The organism is Gordonia sp. 852002-10350_SCH5691597 (genome assembly GCF_001665715.1).
In the GTDB taxonomy this organism is placed as follows: domain Bacteria; phylum Actinomycetota; class Actinomycetes; order Mycobacteriales; family Mycobacteriaceae; genus Gordonia; species Gordonia sputi.
Map to the genome: position 1 here is coordinate 1 of NZ_LZMO01000035.1, position 22,351 is coordinate 22,351.

At 65.2% G+C, this 22,351-nt stretch carries 22 protein-coding genes and 1 pseudogene; 10 read left to right on the plus strand and 13 right to left on the minus strand.

Annotation, left to right across the window (positions count from 1 at the left end):
• A partial coding sequence (locus A5777_RS24545) for an acetamidase/formamidase family protein (RefSeq protein WP_156529264.1) occupies nt 1-112 on the minus strand: 112 nt, incomplete at its 3' end.
• A gap of 75 nt (nt 113-187) precedes the next feature.
• Between A5777_RS24545 and A5777_RS02545 the strand changes: the two genes are divergently transcribed.
• The 4 genes from A5777_RS02545 to A5777_RS02560 all read left to right on the plus strand — a co-directional run bounded on the left by A5777_RS02545 (nt 188) and on the right by A5777_RS02560 (nt 3,662).
• The gene (locus A5777_RS02545; RefSeq protein ID WP_064861522.1) at nt 188-475 is read left to right on the plus strand and encodes an FmdB family zinc ribbon protein; all 288 of its coding nucleotides are present in this window, start codon (nt 188-190) and stop codon (nt 473-475) included.
• Nucleotides 476-574: 99 nt separating this feature from the next.
• Nucleotides 575-2,083 (plus strand): formamidase, encoded by a 1,509-nt coding sequence (gene fmdA / locus A5777_RS02550; RefSeq protein WP_442903008.1) that lies wholly within the window; start codon nt 575-577, stop codon nt 2,081-2,083.
• Nucleotides 2,084-2,128: 45 nt separating this feature from the next.
• Complete coding sequence (locus A5777_RS02555) at nt 2,129-2,815, plus strand: metallophosphoesterase family protein (RefSeq protein ID WP_064861523.1); 687 nt, start codon at nt 2,129-2,131, stop codon at nt 2,813-2,815.
• Complete coding sequence (locus A5777_RS02560; protein WP_005205783.1) at nt 2,805-3,662, plus strand: ParB N-terminal domain-containing protein; 858 nt, start codon at nt 2,805-2,807, stop codon at nt 3,660-3,662. The genes A5777_RS02555 and A5777_RS02560 overlap by 11 nt, the downstream gene beginning before the upstream one ends.
• A 113-nt stretch (nt 3,663-3,775) precedes the next feature.
• Here the strand turns inward: A5777_RS02560 and A5777_RS02565 are convergent, their stop codons facing one another.
• The 6 genes from A5777_RS02565 to A5777_RS02590 form a co-directional block, all read right to left on the minus strand.
• Entirely contained in the window at nt 3,776-4,951 is a 1,176-nt protein-coding gene (locus tag A5777_RS02565) for an ABC transporter ATP-binding protein (protein ID WP_064861524.1), read from the minus strand.
• 5 nt (nt 4,952-4,956) lie between these two features.
• Nucleotides 4,957-5,787 (minus strand): carbohydrate ABC transporter permease, encoded by an 831-nt coding sequence (locus tag A5777_RS02570; RefSeq protein WP_005205785.1) that lies wholly within the window; start codon nt 5,785-5,787, stop codon nt 4,957-4,959.
• Between the two features lie 6 nt (nt 5,788-5,793).
• On the minus strand, nt 5,794-7,134 hold the full coding sequence (locus tag A5777_RS02575; protein ID WP_082933517.1) for an ABC transporter permease subunit: 1,341 nt from the start codon (nt 7,132-7,134) through the stop codon (nt 5,794-5,796).
• Nucleotides 7,131-8,549, minus strand: a complete 1,419-nt coding sequence (locus A5777_RS02580) for an extracellular solute-binding protein (RefSeq protein WP_064861525.1) — start codon at nt 8,547-8,549, stop codon at nt 7,131-7,133. Before A5777_RS02580 ends, A5777_RS02575 begins: the two co-directional genes overlap by 4 nt.
• Nucleotides 8,540-8,755: a hypothetical protein gene (locus A5777_RS02585; RefSeq protein ID WP_064861526.1), complete on the minus strand. Its 216-nt coding sequence runs from the start codon at nt 8,753-8,755 to the stop codon at nt 8,540-8,542. Before A5777_RS02585 ends, A5777_RS02580 begins: the two co-directional genes overlap by 10 nt.
• A gap of 119 nt (nt 8,756-8,874) precedes the next feature.
• Nucleotides 8,875-9,363, minus strand: coding sequence for a general stress protein (locus A5777_RS02590; protein ID WP_005205789.1), 489 nt, complete (start codon nt 9,361-9,363; stop codon nt 8,875-8,877).
• Nucleotides 9,364-9,398: 35 nt separating this feature from the next.
• Here A5777_RS02590 and A5777_RS02595 point away from each other — a divergent pair, with 35 nt between their 5' ends.
• The 4 genes from A5777_RS02595 to A5777_RS02610 all read left to right on the plus strand — a co-directional run bounded on the left by A5777_RS02595 (nt 9,399) and on the right by A5777_RS02610 (nt 13,868).
• Nucleotides 9,399-10,730, plus strand: a complete 1,332-nt coding sequence (locus tag A5777_RS02595) for a magnesium transporter MgtE N-terminal domain-containing protein (RefSeq protein WP_064861527.1) — start codon at nt 9,399-9,401, stop codon at nt 10,728-10,730.
• Entirely contained in the window at nt 10,727-11,266 is a 540-nt protein-coding gene (locus tag A5777_RS02600; protein WP_064861528.1) for a DUF1003 domain-containing protein, read from the plus strand. The genes A5777_RS02595 and A5777_RS02600 overlap by 4 nt, the downstream gene beginning before the upstream one ends.
• 230 nt (nt 11,267-11,496) lie before the next feature.
• Nucleotides 11,497-12,612, plus strand: coding sequence for a lytic transglycosylase domain-containing protein (locus A5777_RS02605; protein WP_197502275.1), 1,116 nt, complete (start codon nt 11,497-11,499; stop codon nt 12,610-12,612).
• 110 nt (nt 12,613-12,722) lie between these two features.
• Nucleotides 12,723-13,868, plus strand: a complete 1,146-nt coding sequence (locus tag A5777_RS02610) for an Mrp/NBP35 family ATP-binding protein (protein ID WP_064861530.1) — start codon at nt 12,723-12,725, stop codon at nt 13,866-13,868.
• 37 nt (nt 13,869-13,905) lie between these two features.
• On the opposite strand, the gene A5777_RS02615 is transcribed toward A5777_RS02610, so the two are convergent.
• Complete coding sequence (locus A5777_RS02615; RefSeq protein ID WP_064861531.1) at nt 13,906-15,435, minus strand: malate:quinone oxidoreductase; 1,530 nt, start codon at nt 15,433-15,435, stop codon at nt 13,906-13,908.
• A 112-nt stretch (nt 15,436-15,547) separates the two neighbouring features.
• Between A5777_RS02615 and A5777_RS02620 the strand changes: the two genes are divergently transcribed.
• Nucleotides 15,548-16,435 carry a LysR family transcriptional regulator gene (locus A5777_RS02620; protein ID WP_064861532.1) on the plus strand — a complete coding sequence of 296 codons (888 nt, stop codon included), beginning with the start codon at nt 15,548-15,550 and terminating at the stop codon, nt 16,433-16,435.
• 16 nt (nt 16,436-16,451) lie between these two features.
• On the opposite strand, the gene tatB is transcribed toward A5777_RS02620, so the two are convergent.
• From tatB to sigE, 4 genes and pseudogenes are all read right to left on the minus strand, one after another.
• Nucleotides 16,452-16,901, minus strand: a complete 450-nt coding sequence (gene tatB / locus A5777_RS02625) for a Sec-independent protein translocase protein TatB (protein ID WP_064861533.1) — start codon at nt 16,899-16,901, stop codon at nt 16,452-16,454.
• Between the two features lie 35 nt (nt 16,902-16,936).
• The gene (locus tag A5777_RS02630) at nt 16,937-18,568 is read right to left on the minus strand and encodes a trypsin-like peptidase domain-containing protein (protein WP_005205795.1); all 1,632 of its coding nucleotides are present in this window, start codon (nt 18,566-18,568) and stop codon (nt 16,937-16,939) included.
• A gap of 350 nt (nt 18,569-18,918) precedes the next feature.
• Nucleotides 18,919-19,254: pseudogene (locus A5777_RS23935) on the minus strand (hypothetical protein); the annotation flags it as partial.
• A gap of 323 nt (nt 19,255-19,577) precedes the next feature.
• Nucleotides 19,578-20,216: an RNA polymerase sigma factor SigE gene (gene sigE / locus A5777_RS02640; protein ID WP_005205797.1), complete on the minus strand. Its 639-nt coding sequence runs from the start codon at nt 20,214-20,216 to the stop codon at nt 19,578-19,580.
• Nucleotides 20,217-20,573: 357 nt separating this feature from the next.
• Between sigE and A5777_RS02645 the strand changes: the two genes are divergently transcribed.
• Complete coding sequence (locus A5777_RS02645; RefSeq protein WP_005205798.1) at nt 20,574-21,230, plus strand: O-methyltransferase; 657 nt, start codon at nt 20,574-20,576, stop codon at nt 21,228-21,230.
• 46 nt (nt 21,231-21,276) lie between these two features.
• Here A5777_RS02645 and A5777_RS02650 read toward each other — a convergent pair whose 3' ends face one another.
• Entirely contained in the window at nt 21,277-22,347 is a 1,071-nt protein-coding gene (locus A5777_RS02650) for a sugar phosphate nucleotidyltransferase (RefSeq protein WP_210734924.1), read from the minus strand.
• Between the last annotated feature and the right edge of the window lie 4 nt (nt 22,348-22,351).

Genomic DNA, 22,351 nt, shown 5'->3' on the forward strand with positions numbered 1-22,351 from the left:
CCGGCTTCACCGTGACCGCAGGCGGAATATCGGGATGCCAACGGTTGTGTCCGACGATCTGCTGCGCGGTGAACGGCTTCGATGAGTCCAACGGGAAGAGCAACTCCGGCATGACGGCCTCCTGATGTCGCGACGGTGCAGTGCCTTTCAAGATTCCGCGACGCACAGGTCGCGCTATGGTCTGCACATGCCAACCTACGTCTTCCGGTGCCCGCAGGCATGCGATGACGTCGAACGGGTGCACTCGATGCTCACCGTCCCCGACGACGTGGAGTGCCCGGTCTGCTCGGAGCGCGCTCGACGAATCGTGACCGCCCCACGGCTCGGCGTCGGCGACAGTGCTGCCATGCGGGCACACGACGCAACGCGAGCGACCGCCGACGCACCGGCCGTTGTGTCGTCGGTCCCGGGTTCGCAGCGACGTTCGACGCCGGTGACCACCAATCCGCTGCACCGGCGGTTACCGCGTCCCTGAACCGCCCGGCTACCGTTGAGTGCCGTGAGTCCTTCCGTCACCGACACCGTGCACGAGTACGTCGTCTCCGAACTCGGCGTCGAACCACAGCGGGCGTCGGTGACCTTCCTGGGCGTCGAGCCCATCGACGTCGAACGATTCGCGCTCGACGACGACGTGGTGTTCGTGACCGTCGGATGCGCCCGTCATCCGATGACCGATCCGGGTGACCTGCATGCCGACCCGCTGCGCGGCCCCCGCGCAGAACTCGTGGTGCGGATGCACAACCGGGTCCCGATGCCCGGCCTGCACCGGCGATTGGCGACCGTTGCCGCGGCGCCCGCTGTCGAGGGACTCATCCTCGCGCCGGACGCACTGGTCGATCTCGGTGAGCCCCTGTGGGATGGCGCGCCGTTCACCGCGCAGCAGATCGTCGGACACAACCGTTGGCATCCCGATATTCCGCCTGCGGTCACGGTGAAGCCGGGAGACACCTTCCGCGCACATTGCCGTGAGTGGTTCGACGGCGCGATCCACAACGACGATTCCGCCGACGACATCCTCAACGCCCCACTGAACAACGTGCACACTCTCTCGGGACCATTCGCCATCGAAGGCGCGCAGCCCGGCGACCTGCTGATCGTCGATATCCTCGACGTCGGGCCCATTCCCCAGGAGGATTCGGGTCCGCTCGCAGGCCAGGGCTGGGGCTACACGGGTATCTTCGCCAAACTCAACGGCGGAGGGTTTCTCACCGAGCAATTTCCCGACGCGTATAAGGCGATCTGGGACTTCGCCGGGCAGAGTGCGGCGAGTCGCCATGTGCCGCACGTGAAGTACACCGGAATCGTGCATCCCGGCCTGATGGGCACGGCCCCGAGCCCTCAGTTGCTGGCAACCTGGAATGCGCGGGAGGGCGCGCTGATCGCCACAGATCCCGAACGCGTTCCGCCACTCGCACTTCCACCCGAACCCGACGGCGCCATCCTCGGGTCGCTGAGCGGGGCCGACTTCGGTCGCGTCGCCGCGGAGGCTGCGCGAACGGCACCGCCTCGCGAGAATGGCGGCAACCAGGACATCAAAAACCTCACGAAGGGCACGCGCGTCTTCTATCCCGTCTTCGTGCCGGGCGCCAACCTCTCCTTTGGCGACCTGCACTTCTCTCAGGGCGACGGCGAGATCACCTTCTGCGGGGCCATCGAGATGGGCGGTTTCATCGATCTGCACGTCGACCTGATCAAGGGCGGCATGGAGACCTACGGCGTCACCGAGAACGCGATCTTCATGCCCGGCAATACCGATCCGCAGTACTCGGAGTGGATCGCGTTCTCGGGTACGTCGGTCACGCTCGACGGTGAGCAGCGCTACCTCGACTCCGACCTCGCCTACCAGCGGGCATGTCTGCACGCTATCGAGTACCTCACGAAGTTCGGATATAGCCCGGAGCAGGCGTACCTGCTTCTCGGCTCGGCGCCGATCGAGGGACGGTTGTCCGGGGTCGTCGACATTCCCAATTCCTGTGCGACCGTGTACATTCCGACCGCGATCTTCGACTTTCCGGTCGCGCCCTCGAAGGACGGCCCGGTGCGGATCGACCCGGGAATCGGCGCTCCGCACGCCAGCTTCTAAAGGGCTCGGCCACGTGCACCGCACGCCGGGCCTACCCTGACACACATGGTGCGTGTTCTGGCTGTCGCCGACGAGGTGGTGGACTCACTCACCTTCGGGGTGGGCATCGAGGGAAAACCCGACCTCATCCTCGGCGCCGGGGACCTTCCCTTCGAATATCTGGACTCTCTCATGATGCTCTGCGACGCGCCGTGCGTTTTCGTTCCGGGTAACCACGATCCAGATCTCAGTGGCTACCGACAATCCAGGACCGGTTGGGTGCGCGCCGGGCTACCGGCACGCGATCCCGGCCCGCTCGGAGCGATCAACGCCGACGGCCGCACCGTCGAGGCCGCCGGGCTGCGTATCAGTGGACTCGGCGGCTCCATCCGCTACAACGGCGGCCCCAATCAGTACACCGAAGCGCAACAGCGATGGCGCAGTTGGCGAGTCCGTATCGGCGCCCACCTGCGGCGGCGTCGACCCGATATCGTCTTGACCCACAGTCCTGCCCGTGGCGTCGGTGACGGCGACGACGCGCCGCATCGCGGTTTCGAGTGCCTCAACAGCCTGGTGTCGGACCTTCATCCGGCCTTACTCGTCCACGGCCATGTTCATCCGTTCGGCGCACATCCACAGGACAAGATCGTCGGCGAGGACACCGTGTCGATGAACGTGGTCGGATACTGCCAGTTCGACATAGAGCCCGAGAGCCGCGACTTCACGATCGTGAGGCGACGATATGGCGCGTGACACCGGATTTCCCGACGCCGACGCCGAGAACGATTTCGCCCGCATGCGGCGTCAGGCCGAACTCGCCCGCCTCACACACTGGTTCACCCGCCAACCCGCCGACGTCAACACGATCCTGCCGTTCGACGAAGTCGTGCGCGCACTGGGCAGAACCGGCGAGACCAACCTGGGTCTGCAGCAGGTCAACGTGCGTGACATCGTCGGAAGTGTCGACCGGACAAAGGATTTCGACAAGTACTTCCGGCCGACGTCGTCGCGCATCCGGCAACGTTGGCAACGTCTTGCCGCCGCGCAGCGGCGGGGAGAGTCGGTTCCGCCGGTCCTGCTGTACAAGATCGGGTCGATGTACTTCGTGATCGACGGTCATCACCGCGTCTCGATCGCGATCGCCCGCCATGTCGAGACGATCGACGCCTACGTCACCGAAATCCACACGCGCATCACACCTGATGGCATCAACGCGCCGTCTGACCTCGTACTCAAAGACCATCGCCGACTCTTTCTCGCACGTGTTCCCCTCACGGGAGCGCAGGCCGATGCCGTGCGCCTGTCCGACCCGTTCGCCTACGCCGAACTCGCAGAGGCTGTCGAGGCGTGGGGTTTTCGGCTCAGCCAAGAAGTCGGAGAGTTCCTGAGCAGACCGGAAGTCGCGCGCCGGTGGTTCGGTGAGGAGTTCCTACCGGTGGTTCGGATGGCCCGCCGCGCCGAGGTCCGGCCGGACATCACCGACGACGCCGAGCTCTACATGTGGGTCGCGGGCGAGCGCTATCGCCTTGTGCGCAGGCACATCTGGGACGACGAGATCATCGAGGAACTCCGCGAGCAGTCGCGCCGCCGCCGGCGGTAGTGGTCTCGACAAGCTCGACCAGCGGGTTGGCGCTCGACCAGCGGGTTGGCGCTCGACCAGCGGGTTGGCGCTCGAGCAGCGGTGGTCTCGACAGGCTCGAGCAGCGGGGGCGATCACCTGCGGCGCAGGCTCACTCCCGACTGCTGGTCGAACACGGCGATCTTGTCGGTGTCGAACACCAACTCGGCGCGCGAGTTCTTCGTCACCGCCGACTCCGGCGAGAGCCTGGCGACCATCTCGCCAGTACCGAGGTCTGAGCCCGAATCCGCTGCCAGTTCAGCCAGGGCGTCGTTAGCTGCGCGGCCCGAGTCAATGGTGAAGTAGGCGTACTTGTCCGAACCCATCGACTCGAGCACATCGATGTCCGCGGTGAACGTCGTCCCACGCGCCTTGACCGCCGGATCGATGAGCGAGGCGTCCTCGATCTGCTCGGGCCGGATGCCGATCAGCACCTCGCCATTGCTGCCTTCCTTCTTCGCCTCGGCCGCAACGACATCGTGGTCGCCGAGCACCAATCGACCCAGCGGCGTATCGATCGCGTCAGCCCTCAAGGTACCCGGCAGGAAGTTCATCGACGGCGAACCGATGAACCCTGCGACAAACACGTTGACCGGATTGTCGTAGAGCTCGTTGGGTGCGCCGACCTGCTGGACATATCCGTTGCGCATCACCACCACACGATCACCGAGGGTCATCGCCTCGGTCTGATCGTGCGTGACGTAGACGGTCGTCGTGCTCAGTCGCGTCTGTAGACGCGAGATCTCGGTGCGCATCTGGACGCGGAGCTTGGCGTCGAGGTTCGACAGCGGCTCGTCCATGAGAAACGCCTTGGGCGACCGCACAATCGCGCGTCCCATGGCGACGCGCTGGCGCTGGCCTCCAGACAAATTCGACGGCTTGCGGTCGAGGTACTGAGTCAGATCGAGAATCTTGGCGGCCTCGTCGACCTTCTTGTTGACCTCGTCCTTCGGCAGCTTTGCCAGGGTGAGCGGGAACGCGATGTTCTGTCGGACCGTCATGTGCGGGTAGAGCGCGTAGCTCTGGAACACCATGGCGATGTCGCGGTCCTTGGGCGACTTGTCGTTGACCCGCTCCCCACCGATGTACAGGTCGCCGCTGCTGATGTCCTCGAGACCCGCGATCATGTTGAGGGTCGTCGACTTTCCGCAACCCGACGGCCCCACGAGGATGATGAACTCGCCGTCGGCGATCGTGAGGGTGAAGTCGTGAACGGCGACAGTGCCGTCCGCGTACTTCTTGCTGACATTGTCGAGCACGATCTCTGCCATGGGGACTATCCCTTCACCGCGCCGGAGGTCAAGCCGGCGACGATTCGACGTTGGAAGAAGAGCACAAAGATGATGATGGGGATGGTGATGACCACCGCCGCGGCAGCGATGGAGCCGGTCGGCTCCTCGAATTGCGAACTGCCGGTGAAGTTGGCGATCGCGACGGGAGCGGTGATCGCCCGTTCTGTTGAGGTCAACGACAGCGCGAGGAGCAGATCGTTCCAGGCGAAGATGAATACCAGGATCGCCGCGGTCACGACACCGGGCGCGGCCAGCGGTGCGATGACCTTACGAAACGCCTGAAACGGCGTGGCGCCGTCCATCTTTGCCGCCTTCTCCAACTCCCACGGGATCTCTCGGAAGAACGCCGACAGAGTGTAGATGGCCAGCGGCAGAGCGAACGTGATGTACGGGAGGATCAGGCCGAGCCAGGTATCGAAGAGTCCGATACTGCGCTCGATGTTGAACAGCGGTGTGACCAGAGAGATCTGGGGGAACATCGCGATCAGCAGTGCGGCACCGACGAGCAGCTTCTTGCCGGGAAAGTCCAGTCGCGCAACCGCGTAGGCGGCCATCGTGCCGATCGCGACGGCGATGAGCGTGGTGATGAGACCGATTCCGAGCGAGTTGCGCAGCGCAGAGGTGAACGCACTCGTCTGGAAGATCCCCGAGTAATTCTCCAGTGTGAAGTGCGTCGGGAAGAAATTGCCGTCGGTCACGCTGCTGGCCGGCTTGAACGACAGGCTGATGATCCACAGCAGCGGAATGATCGCGTAGAGCACGACCAGGATGTCGGCGATCAGCCAGCCGACCCGAGATTTGGCGGTGCGGTTCATGGCGTCCTACCTCCCCTCGTTGTCGGAACCGGGCGCGGCGGTGCCGAAGCCCTTGATGAAGATGAAGGCGATGATCGCGACACACACGAAGATGAGTATCGAAATCGCTGATCCCACACCCAGATTGAACGCCTTGAACAGGTTGTCGTAGCCGAGCATCGACACCGAGTAGGTGTTGTTGTTGCCCGCCGTCAACACATAGATGTTGTCGAAGATGCGGAACGCGTCGAGCGTGCGGAAGAGCAGCGCGACCAGGATCGCGGGCTTCATCATCGGAATGATGATGCGCCGCAGGCGGGTCCACGCGCCCGCGCCGTCGACCTCTGCGGCCTTGAGTAGCTCATCGGGCACCAGCGCGAGACCGGCGAGCAGCAGCAGCGCCATGAACGGCGTGGTCTTCCAGACCTCGGCGAGCACGATGATCGCCAGTGATGGCCACTGCTGTGTCAACGGCGCACTGCCGTCCGGCAGGAGATTGGCGAGGTAGCCGGTTCCGGGTGTCCACGCGTAGTACCACGAGAACGCGGCCGCAACCGTCACGATGCCGTAGGGGATCAGCACGACGGTCCGGATCACACCGCGCCCGAAGATGGTGCGGTGCATCACGATTGCGATCGCCATGCCGAGCACCAACTCGATGGCGACCGAGACCACGGTGATGCCGAGCGTGACGAAGAACGCCGTCCACCAGTAGTTGGAACTGAGCACCGTGCCGTAGTTGCTGAACCACGTGAACTCACGCTCGCCCGGCGCCGACAGGCTCGACTTGTTGAGCGACAACCAGAATGCGTAGACGATCGGGTACGCGGTGACCACCAGCATGAGGATCACCGCCGGAGCGATCAACCAGTACGCCAGTCGACGTTCCTGCTTCTTGCCCTCACTCACCTCACCGGATCGCTTCGCGCGCTTCGACGACGTCTCGGATCGCTCCAGAGTCGCCGTTGAAGTCCCGCCTCCCGACCTCGCGGCATCCGAGCGGGAAGCGTCCCCGACCACCGTCGCTTGCGCGGCGGTAGGCGTCAGGGGCGCGGACTTCTTCACAGACGGGGCCTCGGAGGATGGAACCCCGGAGGACGGAACCTCAGTGGACGAAACCCCAGTGGACGGGGTGCTCGACGTCGGCGCGGCGTGCTCAGGTGCGCCCCCGGTGGGCTGCCCGAGACGCTCGGGCGGCGTCCACGCGTCCGAATGCACTGTGCGGCCGTAAGATCCGGGCCCGTGCCCGGTTGACGACCCGTCCGTCCTCGCCGATCCCCCGGTGTCGTCACCGTCGCCGGGCATTGCGTGCCTGCCCCTGCGCTCCTCGGCCGGGTCGTTGCCCGTGCCGTCGTTGCCGGATGTCATGGGATGAGTCCCTCCCCGTTGATCGCCTTCTGCACCTGCTCGGCAAGCTCGTCGACAAGGGTCTCGGGGTCCCAGGAGCCGACCGGAGAGAGCTTTGCCTGCAGCAGCGTCGAGATCGCTTGGTAATCAGGTGATTTCGGACGCAGTGCAGCATGCTCGGGTTCGAGCTGGAGTTTGATGTCGTCGGCCATCGGATAGGCCGCGCGGAAATCGGGATCGCTGTAGAGCGACGAGATGACCGGCGGGGTACCCGCGTCGATCGAGTAGAACTTCTGCGCGCGCGCGTTCGTCAGACACATCGCCGCCTCGAACGCCAGGTCTTTCTGCTGCGAGGTGTTCGCCACTGCGATATTCAGTCCGCCGACCGTGCTCTTGGCCGGAATTGCTTCTGTCACACCGGGATAGGGGGCGAAGTCGAACTTCTGCCGAACCGCACGGGTAACCGGCGCCAATTGTTCGTCTGTCGGGGTGTTGTCTTTGTCGGCGAACAGACCGGAGTATTGCTGCAGTTCGGTCAGGAACGGCACGCTGCCCGCGGCGGCATTCTCTCGCATCGAGGAGAGCACGAACGGCCAGTTGACCTGGTAGATCGCCTTTCCCGTCTCCATGCCCAGTCGCGAACTGGTCTCGTCGCCGTTGGTCAACGACGGATCGTGTCCGGGAGCGGTCGCAACGGCCTTGAGAATACGAAGCGCCTTCACCGTCGCGGCTCGATGTTCTGGGGTGTCGTTGAGCGTCACCTTGTTCGGATCGTTGGGGTCGACCACCTCACCGCCCGCGCTCGCGAGTACAGAGTTGAACCAGACCATCAGGCCTTCATATTGCTTGCCCTGCACCATGATGTAGCTCGGCCCGCCCTTGGCGAGGCTGCGGGTCGCGTCAGCCACCATGCCGTCCCATGTCTTGGCGGGCTGGCTTTTGTCGAGGGTCTCGCGCAGAACATCTTTGCGGTACCAGAGCAATTGGGTGTTGGTCCAGATCGGGATCGCGTAAAGGCGTTCCGCGTCATCGTGCTTGGTCTTCCACTTGGCAGTCTCGAGCGGACCACCGAGCGTTCTGCCTTCCACCTCACCGGCGATGTTCTCTGGTACCGGAGTCAACCAACCCGCGTCGGCGAACTCGGCGGTCCACACGACGTCCATGCCCATCAGGTCGAGGCTCTTGTCGTTGCCGGAAAGCCGTCGCGCCAACTGCAGGCGCTGGTCGTCGGCAGCCTTCGGCAAGGCCGTCGTCACGATGCGATATTTGCCACCGGACTCCTGAGAACACTTGTCGCCCATGGATTTGATCGAACCGGCACCGTCGGCAGGCGGGTACAGATTCAGGAGTCCTGGTTCATGACCGGAACCGCACGCCGACACGATCGGGAGCACGGTGACCAGTGCCGCAGCGGCGACGGCCGCCTTCACCGACATGCGTCGCGATCGGCTCCGTCCCACTGCTCGCCCGGCAACATCGCCTGCGGCCCTATTCCGCTGGACCCCAATGCCTGTATGCCTGTTGCCTCTATCGCTGTTGTCTGTATTCCCGTCGTGATCGCCGCTATCGGCTTGGTCACCGTCGCTCCGCACGCAGCCTCCTCGATGTCGTACGCAGCACAGCGAGCGTCACCGCGCGCCATGGCGTTGGTGGCTACGCTAGCCCGGTGCGGTAGTGACAAGCAACACATTCGGCGCGACCGTGCCAAAGTTCTTCGCGCACGCCGGTTTCACGCACATACGCGAGGGATCGAAGAGTGGGTCAGGGATTGAGGCGGGCGAGCATGTCGCGGGCCTTCTCGGCGCTCTTCGGGTCGCAGAGAACGTCGTAGCGTCCGGCGACGAGTTGCATCGTCGACGCGAAGTCGCGCTGGCCGCGAGTCGCCGCGTACGGGATCGTCGTCGAGATGACACCGAAGACGATGCCGCCGACGAGACCGAACAGGATGGGCACCAACGCGTTGCCGCTGACGACGAGTGAGACCAGCAAACCGAAGAACAGCCCGAGCCATGCCCCCGAGACCACACCGCCGCCGATCACCTTGCCCCAGGTGAGTCGGCCGATGACACGCTCGACCTGCATCAGGTCGACGCCGACGATCGTCACGTCCTGGACGGTGAAGTTCTCATCGGAGAGATAGTCGACAGCACGTTGCGCCTCAGCGTAAGTCGAGTACGAGCCGATCGGCCACCCTTTGGGCGGGGTCGGGAGACCCGGGGTCTGCCGACCGGAACTCAGCGGGTTGGTCATGTCATGTCCTCCACTCGGCAACTACCCTTACCCACATGGCGTCGGTGAGCAAGGTCTTCGTGGCCAGATTAGTCGGATTGGCGGTCCTTGGTCCTGATGGTGAGTCGATCGGTCGTGTCCGCGATGCCGTCATCGCCGTCCGCCTTCCGGGACAACAGCCTCGCGTGCTCGGTCTCGCCGTCGAATTGGCCACGCGCCGACGGATCTTCGTCCCCATGCTTCGGGTCACGTCCATCGATCCCACCGCGGTGACGCTCAACACCGGAACCGTGAGTTTGCGGCGACTGCACCTGCGCCCAGGCGAAGCGCTCGCGATCGGACAGATCCTGGACACGCGCGTGCGCATCGACGATCCCGACCATGAGGACCTCAAGGGCATCGACATGATCGTCGTCGACCTCGGTATCGAGCGCACCCGTACTCGCGACTGGGTGGTCTCGCGTGTCGCGGCGCGTCCGGCACGTCGAGGACTGCGACGCGGCGAAACCATTGTGGTGGAGTGGAATCGGGTGCAGGGACTCACCGCGAGCGCACTCGAGCTACCCGGACAGGGCGTGGCACAGGCGCTTTCCCAGTTCGAGGGGATGCGCGCCGCCGACGTCGCGAACGCCCTGCGCGAGTTGCCGCCCAAACGTCGCGACGAGATCGCCGAAGCCCTGGACGACGAGCGACTCGCCGACGTGCTGCAGGAGCTGCCGCCGGACGATCAGACCGACGTGCTCGCACACCTCGGCGTCGAACGTGCCGCCGACGTGCTCGAGGCGATGGACCCCGACGATGCCGCCGACCTCCTCGGCGAACTGTCGGACACCGAGGCGGAGTCGCTGCTCGAGCGAATGGATCCCCAGGAATCCGAGCCCGTCCGACGACTGCTCACCCACTCCCCCGACACCGCGGGCGGCCTCATGACCTCGGAGCCGCTGATCGTCACCGCCTCCACCACGATCGCCGAGGCGCTCGCACGAGTCCGCGACCCCGACGTCACCCCGGCAGCGGCCAGCATGATCTTCGTCGTGCGTCCACCTACCGCCACGCCGACCGGCCGTTATCTGGGATGCGTCCACCTGCAGGCGCTGCTGCGCGAGCCACCTGCGAACATCGTCGGAGGCATCCTCGACACGGACCTGCAGTCGTTGCACCCCGACGATTCGCTCGAGACGGTCACGCGCTACTTCGCGACCTACAACCTCGTCTGTGGACCGGTGGTCGACGACGAGAACCACCTCCTCGGCGCGGTCAGTGTCGACGACCTCCTCGACGAGATGCTTCCGCGCGACTGGCGCGAGAACGAACCCGAGGACGACGAACCAGAGTCGGCGACGGCAGGCGCCGCGAACGGCAACGGCACATCAGGAGCGAGTGAATGACGAGCGAGCAGAGCACCCGCCGCCTCGACACCCCACGCGTCAACCGACGCCCGTCGTTCCACGTCGACAGCGACCTGATCGGCATGTACGCCGAGCGCATCGCGCGCTTCCTCGGCACCGGCCGCTACCTGGCGATTCAAACGGTGATCGTCATCGTCTGGATCATCATCAATCTGAGCTGGGTTGCGCTGCGATTCGACCCGTACCCGTTCATCCTGCTCAATCTGGCCTTCTCGACGCAGGCCGCATACGCCGCGCCCCTGATCCTCCTGGCCCAGAACCGACAGGAGAACCGCGACCGGGTCGCGCTCGACGAGGATCGTGCGCGTGCAGCCCAGACCAAAGCAGACACGGAGTTCCTCGCCCGAGAGCTCGCCGCGGTCCGCCTCGCCGTCGGCGATACCGTCACCCGCGACTACCTGCGAAAAGAACTCGACGACATGCTCGACGACCTCGCCGACCGGCTCGTTGCCCGCCTCGAGGGACTCGATGGCGCGACCGAGACAGAGAAGGCGCGGCGTCACCCCGAGCGCTAGTACCGCGGTGCGCGTAACTTCACGGCTAGATCACGCGATGACTTTCACATGGTGAACTTTCGTGGAGGTTCCGCACTCGGACGCATGACCCATATGTATGGTGGGTCACAGCCGGAGTGCCGTCGGACATCAGCCGACAGTGACGCCCGGCGTTTCTGTGGAGGCAATGGAGTGTCGATGACGGGTCAGACTCGACTGGTGGGTGTCAGCGATCTCGGGAGGGTCCGAGATTGAGAGCGCCACACGCTTTTCGACGTCGTCGCGGCCCCAAGCGCACCCGACTCCCCGGACGAGCTCTCGCCGTCGGCGCGGGCGGTGCCCTCGTCGGTGTGATGGTGCTCGGAGCGGCGACGTCGAGCGCCCAGGGCGGGGTTCCGGTGGCGGTGCGCGCCGAGCCCGAGAAGCCGGTCGTGCTCGCGGCGGTCGCACCCGCCGAGCCGGTCGCGCTGCTGGGTTTCGCGCCCCCGCCGACCGTCTCGGCCAGTTCCGCCGCTGCGGCGACCGCAGCCGCCCCGCAGTATCGTCTCGCAGCTGACCTGCCATCGGGTCCGCTCGGCATACCGGGCGTCGTGCTCCAGGCCTACAAACTTGCTGCGAACCGCATCGGTACCGAGGAATCACAGTGCAAGCTCCCCTGGTTCCTGCTGGCGGGCATCGGCAGGATCGAGTCGAATCATGCGAGCAACGGCTCCGTCGACCAATACGGCAACACCATCAATCCCATTGAGGGCCCCGTACTCGACGGCTCTCTCGCAGGCAACGAGGTGATTCGTCACGAGGGCGGTTATGCACGAGCGATGGGACCAATGCAGTTCATTCCCAGTACGTGGGCCGCGTGGGGAGCCGACGGTAACGGCGACGGCAAGGCCGACCCGAACAACATCTTCGACGCCACCTATTCGGCCGGCCGCTACCTGTGCTCGGGTTTCACCGACATCATGACAGACAAGAACAAGGTCGCAGCGGTGTATCGGTACAACCACTCGATGGATTACGTGACCAATGTCTTGGCCTGGGCGGGGGCGTATGCGACCGGCGTGATGCCGACCAACCCCATTCCCGAGCCGAAGCGACCGTCCTCGTCCTCGTCGTCGAGTTCCAAGCCGTCGAAGCCGTCGAAGCCTCCGAAGCCGGGCGAGCCGAGTTCACCCGACTCGTCGTCGGATTCGTCGACGCCGTCGACTCCGACAACGCCGTCGCAGCAGTGTCTTGGCGCGATCTGCCTGCCTCCGGGCATCACGATCCCCGGCCAGCCCGCGCCCAAGCCCGCACCCCAGCAGAACGCGCCGCGCAAGCCCGGACCAGCGACCACGAGCACCCCCGCACTGAAGATCTTGCCGGGGTAGGTGTGCCTCGAGGTTGTGACCCGATGGTCGGACCGGCCGCGTGATCGGTGTCCGGGTGAGCACCCCACCCGTTCTCTACCTGCGCTGATCGCGGCGCTAAGCTGGCGGAGATGACTACCGGAGTTCAGCCAACCGAATCCGCGATCCGCTCAGCGCTTAGCAAGGTCAACGATCCCGAGATCGGCAAGCCGATCACCGACCTGGGAATGCTCAAGTCGGTGCAGATCAACGACGACGCGAGCGTCGACGTCACCATCTATCTGACGACGTCGGGGTGTCCGATGCGCACCGAGATCTCGGGTCGCGTGGAGAAGGCCGTCGCCGACGTCCCCGGTGTCGGCACGATCCGCGTCGATCTCGACGTGATGGACGACGAACAGCGCACCGAGCTACGCAAGAAGCTCCGCGGCGACAAGGCCGAACCGGTCATCCCGTTCGCACAACCGGATTCACTGACCAGGGTCTATGCCGTTGCGTCCGGCAAGGGCGGCGTCGGCAAGTCGTCGGTGACGGTCAACCTGGCCACCGCTCTTGCGCAGCGCGGCCTGTCCGTTGGCGTCCTCGACGCAGACATCTACGGCCATTCCGTCCCGCGCATGCTCGGTAGCGATGCGAAGCCGACGCAGGTCGAGAAGATGATCATGCCGCCGATGAGCCACGACGTGCGGTTCATCTCGATCGGGCAGTTCACCGACGGCAACACCCCCGTCACGTGGCGCGGACCGATGCTGCACCGTGCGTTGCAGCAGTTCCTCGCCGACGTCTACTGGGGCGATCTCGACGTTCTCCTGCTCGACCTCCCGCCGGGTACCGGCGACGTCGCGATCTCCATTGCTCAGCTCATCCCCGGTGCGGAAATCCTCGTGGTGACCACCCCGCAGCAGGCCGCCGCCGAGGTCGCCGAACGCGCGGGCGCGATCGCACTGCAGACCAGGCAGAAGATCCTCGGCGTCGTCGAGAACATGTCGTGGCTCGAACTGCCCGACGGTACGCGAATGGAGCCCTTCGGCTCCGGAGGCGGCGAGAAGGTCGCAGAGCGGTTGACCCGTGCTGTCGGGTCGAGCGTCGAATTGCTCGGCCAGGTGCCGCTGGAGACGGCTCTTCGCGAGGGCGGTGATTCCGGTGAGCCCGTGGTGCTTTCAGCGCCCGAGTCGGCATCGGGGCGGGCACTGCGCGCTATCGCGGACAAGCTCGCGGTGCGTCGACGTGGCCTCGCGGGCATGAGCCTGGGCATCGACACGACGCGCCACGGCTGACGATCCAGTTCTACTGGCTCCGTGTGCCACACCGTAGCTAGTCCGCAACGGCCTCAGCGTCAAGTCGCAGCACGTGCGCTGTCTCGGCCATGAAACGTCCGGCCGTGACGACATCCCAATCGGTCTCGGCCATAGCCGGAATTGCTGCCTGTATGGACACCGACCACGAATTGCGCCACCGATCGGGCCAACCGCGCTGAAGCAGCTCCAGCATTATCGGCAACGCCGTCGACGCCCCCGGTGAGGCGCCGAGAAGACCGGATATCGACCCGTCAGCACTCAGCACCAGTTCCGTCCCCTGCTGAATGACTCCTACCCGTGTGGAGTCGGGAGTGATCAATTGGGCGCGCTGTCCCGCGGTGACGAACTCCCACTGCGCGTCGTCGGCTGCGGGAAAATACTTTCTGAGCTGGGCGAACTTTCGACGTCGTGTAGACACGAGTTGACCGATGAGGTAGCGCACCAACGAAAGATTTTGCACGACCGCGGCGATGATCACCACAACGTTGCGCCACCGGACTGTGGTGAAGAAGTCGGTCCACCGCCCATTCTTGAGCAGCTTGGTACTGAACGTCGCGTATGGCCCAAACATCAGGTACTCCTTGCCCTCGACCACCCGCTTGTCCAGGTGGGGCACCGACATCGGCGGCGCACCCACCTCGGCTTGCCCATACACCTTGGTGGAGTGACGAGCGACGACCTCGGGCGCTGAGCACCGAAGGAAGGCAGCGCCTACCGGCAGGACGCCGTACCCGCGCACCTCAGGCAGATCAGCGTGCTGCAGCAGCCGCAATGCCTGCCCACCCGCACCCACGAATACCCTGTCGGCACGGACCTCGAACCCGGCGCCAACGCTTTCTCCGATGCGCCGACCACGAATACACCAGGACCCGTCTTCCGCACGATCGATCGCCCGGACCTCGTGGCCGACATTGACCTCTCCGCCCCGATCCGTGATGATCCCCGTCAGTGCCCGTGTCAACGCTCCGAAGTCGACGTCGGTGCCGTCGGGTTCGAAGGTGGCTGCCATGGGTTCACCCCATCGGTCGTCGAGATGCTCGCGGCCGTTCATCACCAGCGGTGCCCACCCCTCGATGACCTCTGGGTCGTCGCTGAATTCCATTGCCGCAAAGAGGGGGTCGCCCTTCAATGCGCTGAATCGCCGGCGCAAGTAGTCGACGTCGTCATCACCGAAGACGACGTTCATGTGCGGGACGCCGTGGATGAAGGTGTCGGGGTTCAGCAGCCCCAGACTCACCAGATGCGCCCACCATTGACGTGACTGCAGGAACTGGCGAGCAATCAAGGACGGCTTGGTGGCGTCGTTGGGATTGGGCATGTAGTTGAGCTCACAAAACCCGTTGTGGCCTGTCCCCGCGTTGTTCCACGGATCGCTGCTCTCGGCGGCGAGCAACTCGCCGCGCTCGAGTAGCACGACGCGCCATTCGGGTTCGAGGACCGCCAGTAGGGAACCGAGCGTCGCCGACATGATCCCCCCACCGATCAACACGACATCGTAGGGCCGATCGTTCGACTGGAATGAAGAGGTTGTGGATGCGGGCGCCATCCTGCTCACCTGGCTTTCATCTCGAAGTGAGTGAGTGTTCGTCACTGCGAGTCCACGTAATCACGGGCAATTCGATCCGTCCAATGAATAGTTGAGACAATATAATCCGAATATGGATAAGTGGATGACCTCACTGGCGCCGCAATTGAGCGCTTTGGTGGCACTCGCGTCGTGCGATGGTCACATGACCAGCGCGGCTGCCGAACTCGGTATCCCCCAATCGACGATGAGCCGACGAATCCACGGACTCCAATCGGCACTGAAGGTGCCGTTGGTAATCGCCGACGGGCGCAATGTGCGGCTGACTCCTGCTGCAGAGCGACTCGCCATGCAGATACGTGAGCCACTCGCCGCACTCAACCAGGCACTCGTCGAGTTGTCGGACGACGTCGACCCTGACCGCGGAACTGTCCGTTTCGGATTCCCCCTCACCATGGGTGCAGGCCGGATGCCCGACTTGCTGGCACAGTTCAGGCGTGCGCATCCGGGAATTCATGTCGTCCTGAAACAGGCACACGGGAACGAGCTGACTAACGAACTTCGTAGCGGAGCACTCGATCTGGCCGTCGTCATCCCTGCGCCAGACGACGTCGAACACTGCCTCATGGGCTATCAGGACATTTGCGTGACACTGCCGCACAGCCATGCACTCGCACACCGGGACAACATTGGTTTGGAAGCGCTCGCGGAAGAGCCCTTCATCGCAAACCCGACCAGTTACCACCTTCGCCGGGTGACCGAAGAATGGTGTCGTACAGCAGGATTCGAACCTGAGATCAGCATCGAAGTCACCGAGTTCGCGACGATACGTGAACTCGTCGCGCGCGGCCTCGGCATCGCGCTGCTCCCCCATGACGAGCGCGCTCCGTCAGGCCTCGTCGAGGTGGCGTTGGCCGGGAACATGCACCGACGGAGCGTGGCACTCGCACGTGCCACGTCTATTCAATCAGCCCCAACAGAGCGGCTCAGCGAGTACTTGCTCCACAACTTCGACAGGTGAGTGCTGCCGGGCACAGTCAGGTGGCGTCCCAATCGGCGACGTCGTGCCGACGCGGGGTCTGGTGAGAGCTGGACGCACTCGTCGTCGAACTCGGGGCGTCCTTGGTCATGGGTACGGGCGCGGAGACGGGCTTGATCGGCGGGGTCTGCGAGTCACGCTCGACGGTGTTCGACGACGGCCCGCTGGTGAAGATCGACGAGTCGCCGTCGAAGAGATGCTTGGTGATCATCGACTGCGGAGTGAGTCCGCGGAGCTCGTTCAATTGCGACAGCGGCTTACGCAGCTCGTCGAACTCGGGTCCGAAGTCGTTCTTCAGCTGATCGGTGGCGCCCGTCGCGTACTCGCGGGCCTTGCGCAGCGACTGCATCGTCCACGACACGGCTCCGGGTAGGCGCTCGGGGCCGAGAATGACCAACGCAGCGACGAGCAGCACGAGGATCTCACCCCAACCGATGCTGCTGAACATGGCACTTCCCTACTTCTGTCGCCGAAACGTCGCCGCTAGTCGCTGGCAGTGGTGATCGACCCGTTAAAGGTTCGACCATCACGCCAGTAGGTGAACGGCACCCGCTCACCGATCTTCGTCGTGCGCACCGCAACCGTCAATTCGTCGGCGCTTTCGATGCTGCGGCCGTTGAAGGAGGTGATGACGTCGTTCTCCTTGACGCCCGCCTGCGCGGCGGGTCCGTCGGCGACGACATTGCGCACGCCAGCGCCGAGTACACGGTCGTTACGGACCGAGCTCGCGCTCACGCCGATCTGCGGATGGTTGACCTTGCCGTCACGGATCAACGACTGGGCGATGGGGATGGCCTGGCTGATGGGGATGGCGAAGCCGAGACCTATCGAGCCGCCGGCACCCGAGGCGATGGCGGTGTTGATGCCGACCACCTCCGCTGACTCGTTGACGAGCGGACCACCAGAGTTGCCCGGGTTGATCGCGGCATCGGTCTGGATCGCGTCGATCACCGCGTCGGTGTCCGACTCGGCGTCGGGTGGGAGTGGAACCGCGCGGTGCGTCGCGCTGACGATCCCGCTGGTGACAGTGCGGTCGAGTCCCAGCGGCGAGCCGAATGCGATGACCTCTTCACCGATCTGCAGGTTGTCTGAGTTGCCGATCTTGGCAACCGTCAGGTTGGCCACGTTGTCGACCTTGAGTACCGCGAGATCGGTGTGGATGTCGCGGCCGACGATCCGGGCAGGCACACGGTTGCGATCGGAGAAGACAACCTCGAGCTTGGCGCTCCGGTCGTTCGCAGCCATCGAGATCACGTGGTTGTTGGTGAGGATGTAACCGGCGGAGTCGATCACGAAACCCGAACCGGTGCCGTAGGCGCTCGCGGTCCGCACATCCACCGACACCACCGATTTCTCGACAGCCTTCGCGACGCGCGCGACGGCCGATTTCGGCTCTCCCCCGCCGTCTCCACCATCACCTGTCGAGAGTTTCACCGTGTTGCTGTTCAGCGGCGCCGCGACCTCTGCGGTAAACCGGCCGATCAGTCCGCCGACCAACCCGATCAGCAGTGCCAGCACGGCGAGGGTGGCGAGGGCGTACCACGTCACCCGCTTACCGAACAGCAGATCCTTGACGCCCAGCTTCGGACCGGCGACCGTCGGTTGTCTCGCGGCCTCGTCCACGAGTGCCGGCGCGTCCAGGGAGGCGATGCTCTCCGGGTCGCGCCACGGATCTGCGGGAGCGGGCTCGTCGGTCGAGACACCATACGCGGCGAGTGGATCGCGTTGGAGCGTCTCGTCGGAACCCTCCGGCCTGCCGAAGGCTTCGGCCAGCACCGCGTCGGGTGGCGCGATCTGTGGAGCGGGCCCCGACGACGACGGCGTTGTCGCGAAGGAGCCACGTACGCCTGCGGGACGGCCGAAGACCTGCGCGGTCGCGGGAGACACCGGAACGTGTCGCTGCTGGCCGCGGGCCGCAGCGCCGTCGCTGGTGTGCGCGTCGCCGGGCTGGGTATCGCCGCGCTGGGTATCGCCGCTCTGGGTATCGCCGGGTGGCGTCACGCCTCCCGTTGCAGCGGCGTTCTCACGGCTGAACGGTGAATCGTCCGGCTGCGAACGGCGTTGACCGCCGTCCGATCCGCCGGCAGCGGTCTCGTCGATGTCGTCTGCTCCCACGCGTTGGTTTCCGGTACTCAGCGCCCGCGCCAGCGGTTGCGGCGCCCGCGGGCGGGCTCACCGCTGACCGCATCGATCGGCGCAGTGGCGGGGCGCGATGACTCGTGCCCGAAGTCGGCCTGTGCGTTCACCGGCGGCAGGCCCGACGCCGCGAGTGGTCCGGGGGTGGCACAGGGCCCATGGAAACGTCCATCCGGAAACGGGTTCGCATGAAAGTTGTTGGGACCGAGCGTGCCGGCAGTGCGTCCCTGTTCGCGGCGTCCCTCTTCGCGGCGGCCCTGTTCTCTGGAGCCCTGTTCGCGATGGCTCTGCTCTCTGCGGCCACGTTCGCGGCGGTCATGCATGCCTGTCATATCTATCTCACGCGTGGGGATCTGGCTCAATTGGCCGAGCAGATCAGCCGGCAATGCCACGGTGCCGGAATGGCGCAACCTGGTGCGGGCATCGAGTTGTGCGTCGACGGCATCCATGCATTCACGGCACAGCGCGAGGTGGTGGGTCGCCCGCACATGCGCAGTCATGCCCAGCTCGCCGTCGACAAACGCCGCGACGGCCTCGGGTGCGAGATGCTCGGTTGATGCGAATCGACGCGGACGGGGGCGTCGGAAAGCGGGGTTGGGCGCGAAGGACGACGTTGCGGGCGACCATGTGGCGGGGTTCCACGGAGAACGTCTCCGGCCCCGCATGCCCGGCGATGCAACCACACCGTCGGCGTGCCCGGCGGTGTCGACGTGAGGTGCCCCATCAGCAAACGCCCCATCAGCAAACCCACCGTCAGCAGGCGGGCTGTTGTCGACGTGCGCTCGTTTGTCGGCGTCCGCTGCGGAATCTCGTCGATCCCGTCGGCCGTCCATCATGTGTGATTCACCCCTCTTCACAGGTCGGTCTCCGTGGGCGAACCGGTCGGGTCCGCGAGACGGAGGGCGCTGCGGGCCCGTGCCGGCACCACAGCCTATCCGAATCCCAAACGGCACGACGGTGCCCGGGGTTCCCGAAACGGGTGAAAACGTCAGCTTCCGACGGCTACCGAGCGTCGATTGTCGTGGCCACGAGCCGCGAGGTAATCACGGATCGTCTGCCTTCCCCGGTGGATACGACTGCGCACGGTACCGAGCTTGACGCCGAGCGTCGCGGCGATCTCCTCATAGGACAGTCCCTCGATATCGCAGAGGACGACTGCGGCGCGAAAATCGGGGGTCAGCGAGTCGAGTGCCGCCTGGAGGTCCGGGTCGAGATTGGCGTCGGCGTAGATCTGCTGGGGATCGGGCGTGTCGCCGGGGACACGGTCGTACTCCTCGGGCAGCGCCTCCATACGGATCTTATTGCGACGACGAACCATGTCGAGGAAGAGGTTGGTCGTGATGCGGTGCAGCCAGCCCTCGAACGTGCCCGGCCGGTAATTCGACAGCGAACGGAACACCCTGATGAAGGTTTCCTGCGTCAGATCCTCGGCGTCGTGCTGATTGCCCGACAGGCGGTAGGCCAGCCGATACACGCGGTCAGCGTGCTCACGGACCAACTCGTCCCACGTCGGCATCAAGAACTCGTCGCCGGTCGCGTCGAAGCCTGCGGTCCCCGAGGGGATGACGTCGATCGTCTCGACTCCCGTATTCAGTTCTGCGGTGGTGGACGCCTGGGGATCAGTCATCGCGTGTGGCCGGTTCCCTTCTTTGACTGTCGAGCGGCACAAGTCCGATTCGACACGAATTCGCTATCTTGAACACCTGCGCATCGACGGCTATTCCGACCACCGCGCCCGTGCTGTTGTCTCACCTTCTCCCATCGCGGTGTGGTCGCAGTGTGAGGCGGCTGAGGTTTCACTGAGTAAGTCTTCGCTGAGACGTACTCGCCGAGTAGGTCTTCCCTGCCGAGCACGTCGTCACAGAAGTACGTCGGAGCCCGCGACGATTCGGATGGGTCAATTTTGCGGCGCGTCGACCCCCGTGAACACCCGAATCGGGCGTGCCACTGACATCGAGGGCAGTGCGCGGCCTAATCTCATGGAATGACCGATGCACCCACCGGTACCGATGCCGCTGCCGCGGCCCTGATCGACTACGCCGAATCGGCGATCGTCGAAGACGACGCGCTGGCCGCCGCGCGGGCACGCGCAGAGGAACTGGGGACCGATCCCGTCAGCCCGGCGGTGGGTGCACTGCTGGCGTTGCTGGCTCGCTCGTGCGACGCACACGCCGTCGCCGAGATCGGGACCGGTACGGGGGTCAGTGGCCTCTGGCTCCTCAACGGGATGTCGGGCGACGGGGTCCTCACCACCATCGACCCTGAACCCGAACACCACCGAGCTGCGCGCGCGTCTTTCGCAGGCGCCGACATTCCGCCCGGCAGGACCCGGCTGATCAACGGCACTCCGCGTGAGGTGTTGCCGCGGCTGTCCGACGGTTCCTACGACCTCGTCTTCATCGACGGTCCGCTGATCGACCTCCCGACCTTCGTCGACGAGGCCGTCCGGATGTTGCGGCCGGGCGGTGTGGTCGTCGTACACAACGCCACGGCGTCGGGAGCGGTCGGCGACCCGACGCGCACCGACCCGGTGACGAGCGCAGCACGAGCCGCCGCGTTGCGCATCGCCGACGACGATCAGTTGCTGCCCGTCGTCGTTCCCCTCGGAGGCGGTGTACTCGCAGCGGCGAAAGCCCGCTGACAGGTACTCGCAGCGGCGAAAGCCCGCTGACGAACTCGACGGACTCTCAGACGTCGGTGGAGAAGCGGACGCCGCCGTCGGGCAGTTGCACTCCCGGCCACACGCGCGCGCCGCGCAGTAGTTCACACCGCGCGCCGACCTCTGCGCCGTCGCCGATGACGGTGTCGCGGATGAGCGCACGCGGGCCGATACGCGCACCCTTGCCGACGATGCTGCGCTCGACGACCGCACCCGCTTCGACGACCGAGCCGTCGAACAGCACCGCGCCGTCGAGTCGGGCACGTGGGCCGACCTCGCAGCCGCGACCCACGACGGTTCCGCCGACGAGGACGGCACCGGGCGCAACGCCCGCGCCCTCGTGGACCAACGACTCACCGTGACGGTCACCCAGAGCAGGCGAGGGCGCGATTCCGCGCACGAGGTCGGCCGAGCCCCGCACGAAGTCTTCCGGCGTACCCATGTCACGCCAGTAGGTGTTGTCGACGTAGGCCTGGACGCGCTTGCCTTCGGCCAGTAGGCGCGGGAACACCTCGCGCTCCACAGACACCTCGCGGCCCGCGGGGATCTGCTCGATGACCTCGCGGCGGAACACATAGGTGCCCGCGTTGATCTGATCGGTGGGCGGGTCCTGGGTCTTCTCCAGGAACGCCGTGACCCTCCCGTTCTCGTCGGTGGGCACGGAGCCGTAGGCACGCGGATCACCGACGCGCACAAGATGCAGCGTGACATCGGCCTCGGTGCTCTGGTGTGTCGCGACCACCTGGCTGATGTCGGTTCCGCTGAGCACGTCGCCGTTGAACACCACGATGTCCTGGGCGGTGAGCAGATCGAGCACATTGCGGATGCCACCGCCGGTGCCGAGCGGCTCGTCCTCGGTCACGTAGCGAAGGCTCAGATCGAGCTTCGAGCCATCGCCGTAGTACTCCGAGAACACACTCGCCTTGAAAGAGGTGCTGAGTACGACGTCGGTGATCCCTGCAGCGCGGATTCGCGACAACATATGGGTGAGGAAGGGCAGGCCTGCGACGGGCAGCATCGGTTTGGGCGCCGACAGCGTCAGCGGGCGCAGCCGTGTGCCCTTACCGCCGACGAGGATCACCGCCTGGGTCTTCGACATGTCG

What these genes read in the sequence shown, in the direction of transcription:
- tatB (WP_064861533.1), bottom strand. Translation starts at nt 16,901, where the DNA reads ATGTTCAGCAGCATCGGTTGGGGTGAGATCCTCGTGCTGCTCGTCGCT.
- A5777_RS02645 (WP_005205798.1), top strand. Translation starts at nt 20,574, where the DNA reads ATGACCGATGCACCCACCGGTACCGATGCCGCTGCCGCGGCCCTGATC.
- A5777_RS02580 (WP_064861525.1), bottom strand. Translation starts at nt 8,549, where the DNA reads ATGTCGGTGAAGGCGGCCGTCGCCGCTGCGGCACTGGTCACCGTGCTC.
- A5777_RS02570 (WP_005205785.1), bottom strand. Translation starts at nt 5,787, where the DNA reads ATGAACCGCACCGCCAAATCTCGGGTCGGCTGGCTGATCGCCGACATC.
- A5777_RS02575 (WP_082933517.1), bottom strand. Translation starts at nt 7,134, where the DNA reads ATGACATCCGGCAACGACGGCACGGGCAACGACCCGGCCGAGGAGCGC.
- A5777_RS02590 (WP_005205789.1), bottom strand. Translation starts at nt 9,363, where the DNA reads ATGACCAACCCGCTGAGTTCCGGTCGGCAGACCCCGGGTCTCCCGACC.
- A5777_RS02560 (WP_005205783.1), top strand. Translation starts at nt 2,805, where the DNA reads ATGGCGCGTGACACCGGATTTCCCGACGCCGACGCCGAGAACGATTTC.
- A5777_RS02595 (WP_064861527.1), top strand. Translation starts at nt 9,399, where the DNA reads ATGGCGTCGGTGAGCAAGGTCTTCGTGGCCAGATTAGTCGGATTGGCG.
- A5777_RS02545 (WP_064861522.1), top strand. Translation starts at nt 188, where the DNA reads ATGCCAACCTACGTCTTCCGGTGCCCGCAGGCATGCGATGACGTCGAA.
- A5777_RS02565 (WP_064861524.1), bottom strand. Translation starts at nt 4,951, where the DNA reads ATGGCAGAGATCGTGCTCGACAATGTCAGCAAGAAGTACGCGGACGGC.
- A5777_RS02650 (WP_210734924.1), bottom strand. Translation starts at nt 22,347, where the DNA reads ATGTCGAAGACCCAGGCGGTGATCCTCGTCGGCGGTAAGGGCACACGG.
- A5777_RS02585 (WP_064861526.1), bottom strand. Translation starts at nt 8,755, where the DNA reads ATGGCGCGCGGTGACGCTCGCTGTGCTGCGTACGACATCGAGGAGGCT.
- sigE (WP_005205797.1), bottom strand. Translation starts at nt 20,216, where the DNA reads ATGACTGATCCCCAGGCGTCCACCACCGCAGAACTGAATACGGGAGTC.
- A5777_RS02555 (WP_064861523.1), top strand. Translation starts at nt 2,129, where the DNA reads ATGGTGCGTGTTCTGGCTGTCGCCGACGAGGTGGTGGACTCACTCACC.
- A5777_RS02615 (WP_064861531.1), bottom strand. Translation starts at nt 15,435, where the DNA reads ATGGCGCCCGCATCCACAACCTCTTCATTCCAGTCGAACGATCGGCCC.
- A5777_RS02610 (WP_064861530.1), top strand. Translation starts at nt 12,723, where the DNA reads ATGACTACCGGAGTTCAGCCAACCGAATCCGCGATCCGCTCAGCGCTT.
- A5777_RS02600 (WP_064861528.1), top strand. Translation starts at nt 10,727, where the DNA reads ATGACGAGCGAGCAGAGCACCCGCCGCCTCGACACCCCACGCGTCAAC.
- A5777_RS02620 (WP_064861532.1), top strand. Translation starts at nt 15,548, where the DNA reads ATGGATAAGTGGATGACCTCACTGGCGCCGCAATTGAGCGCTTTGGTG.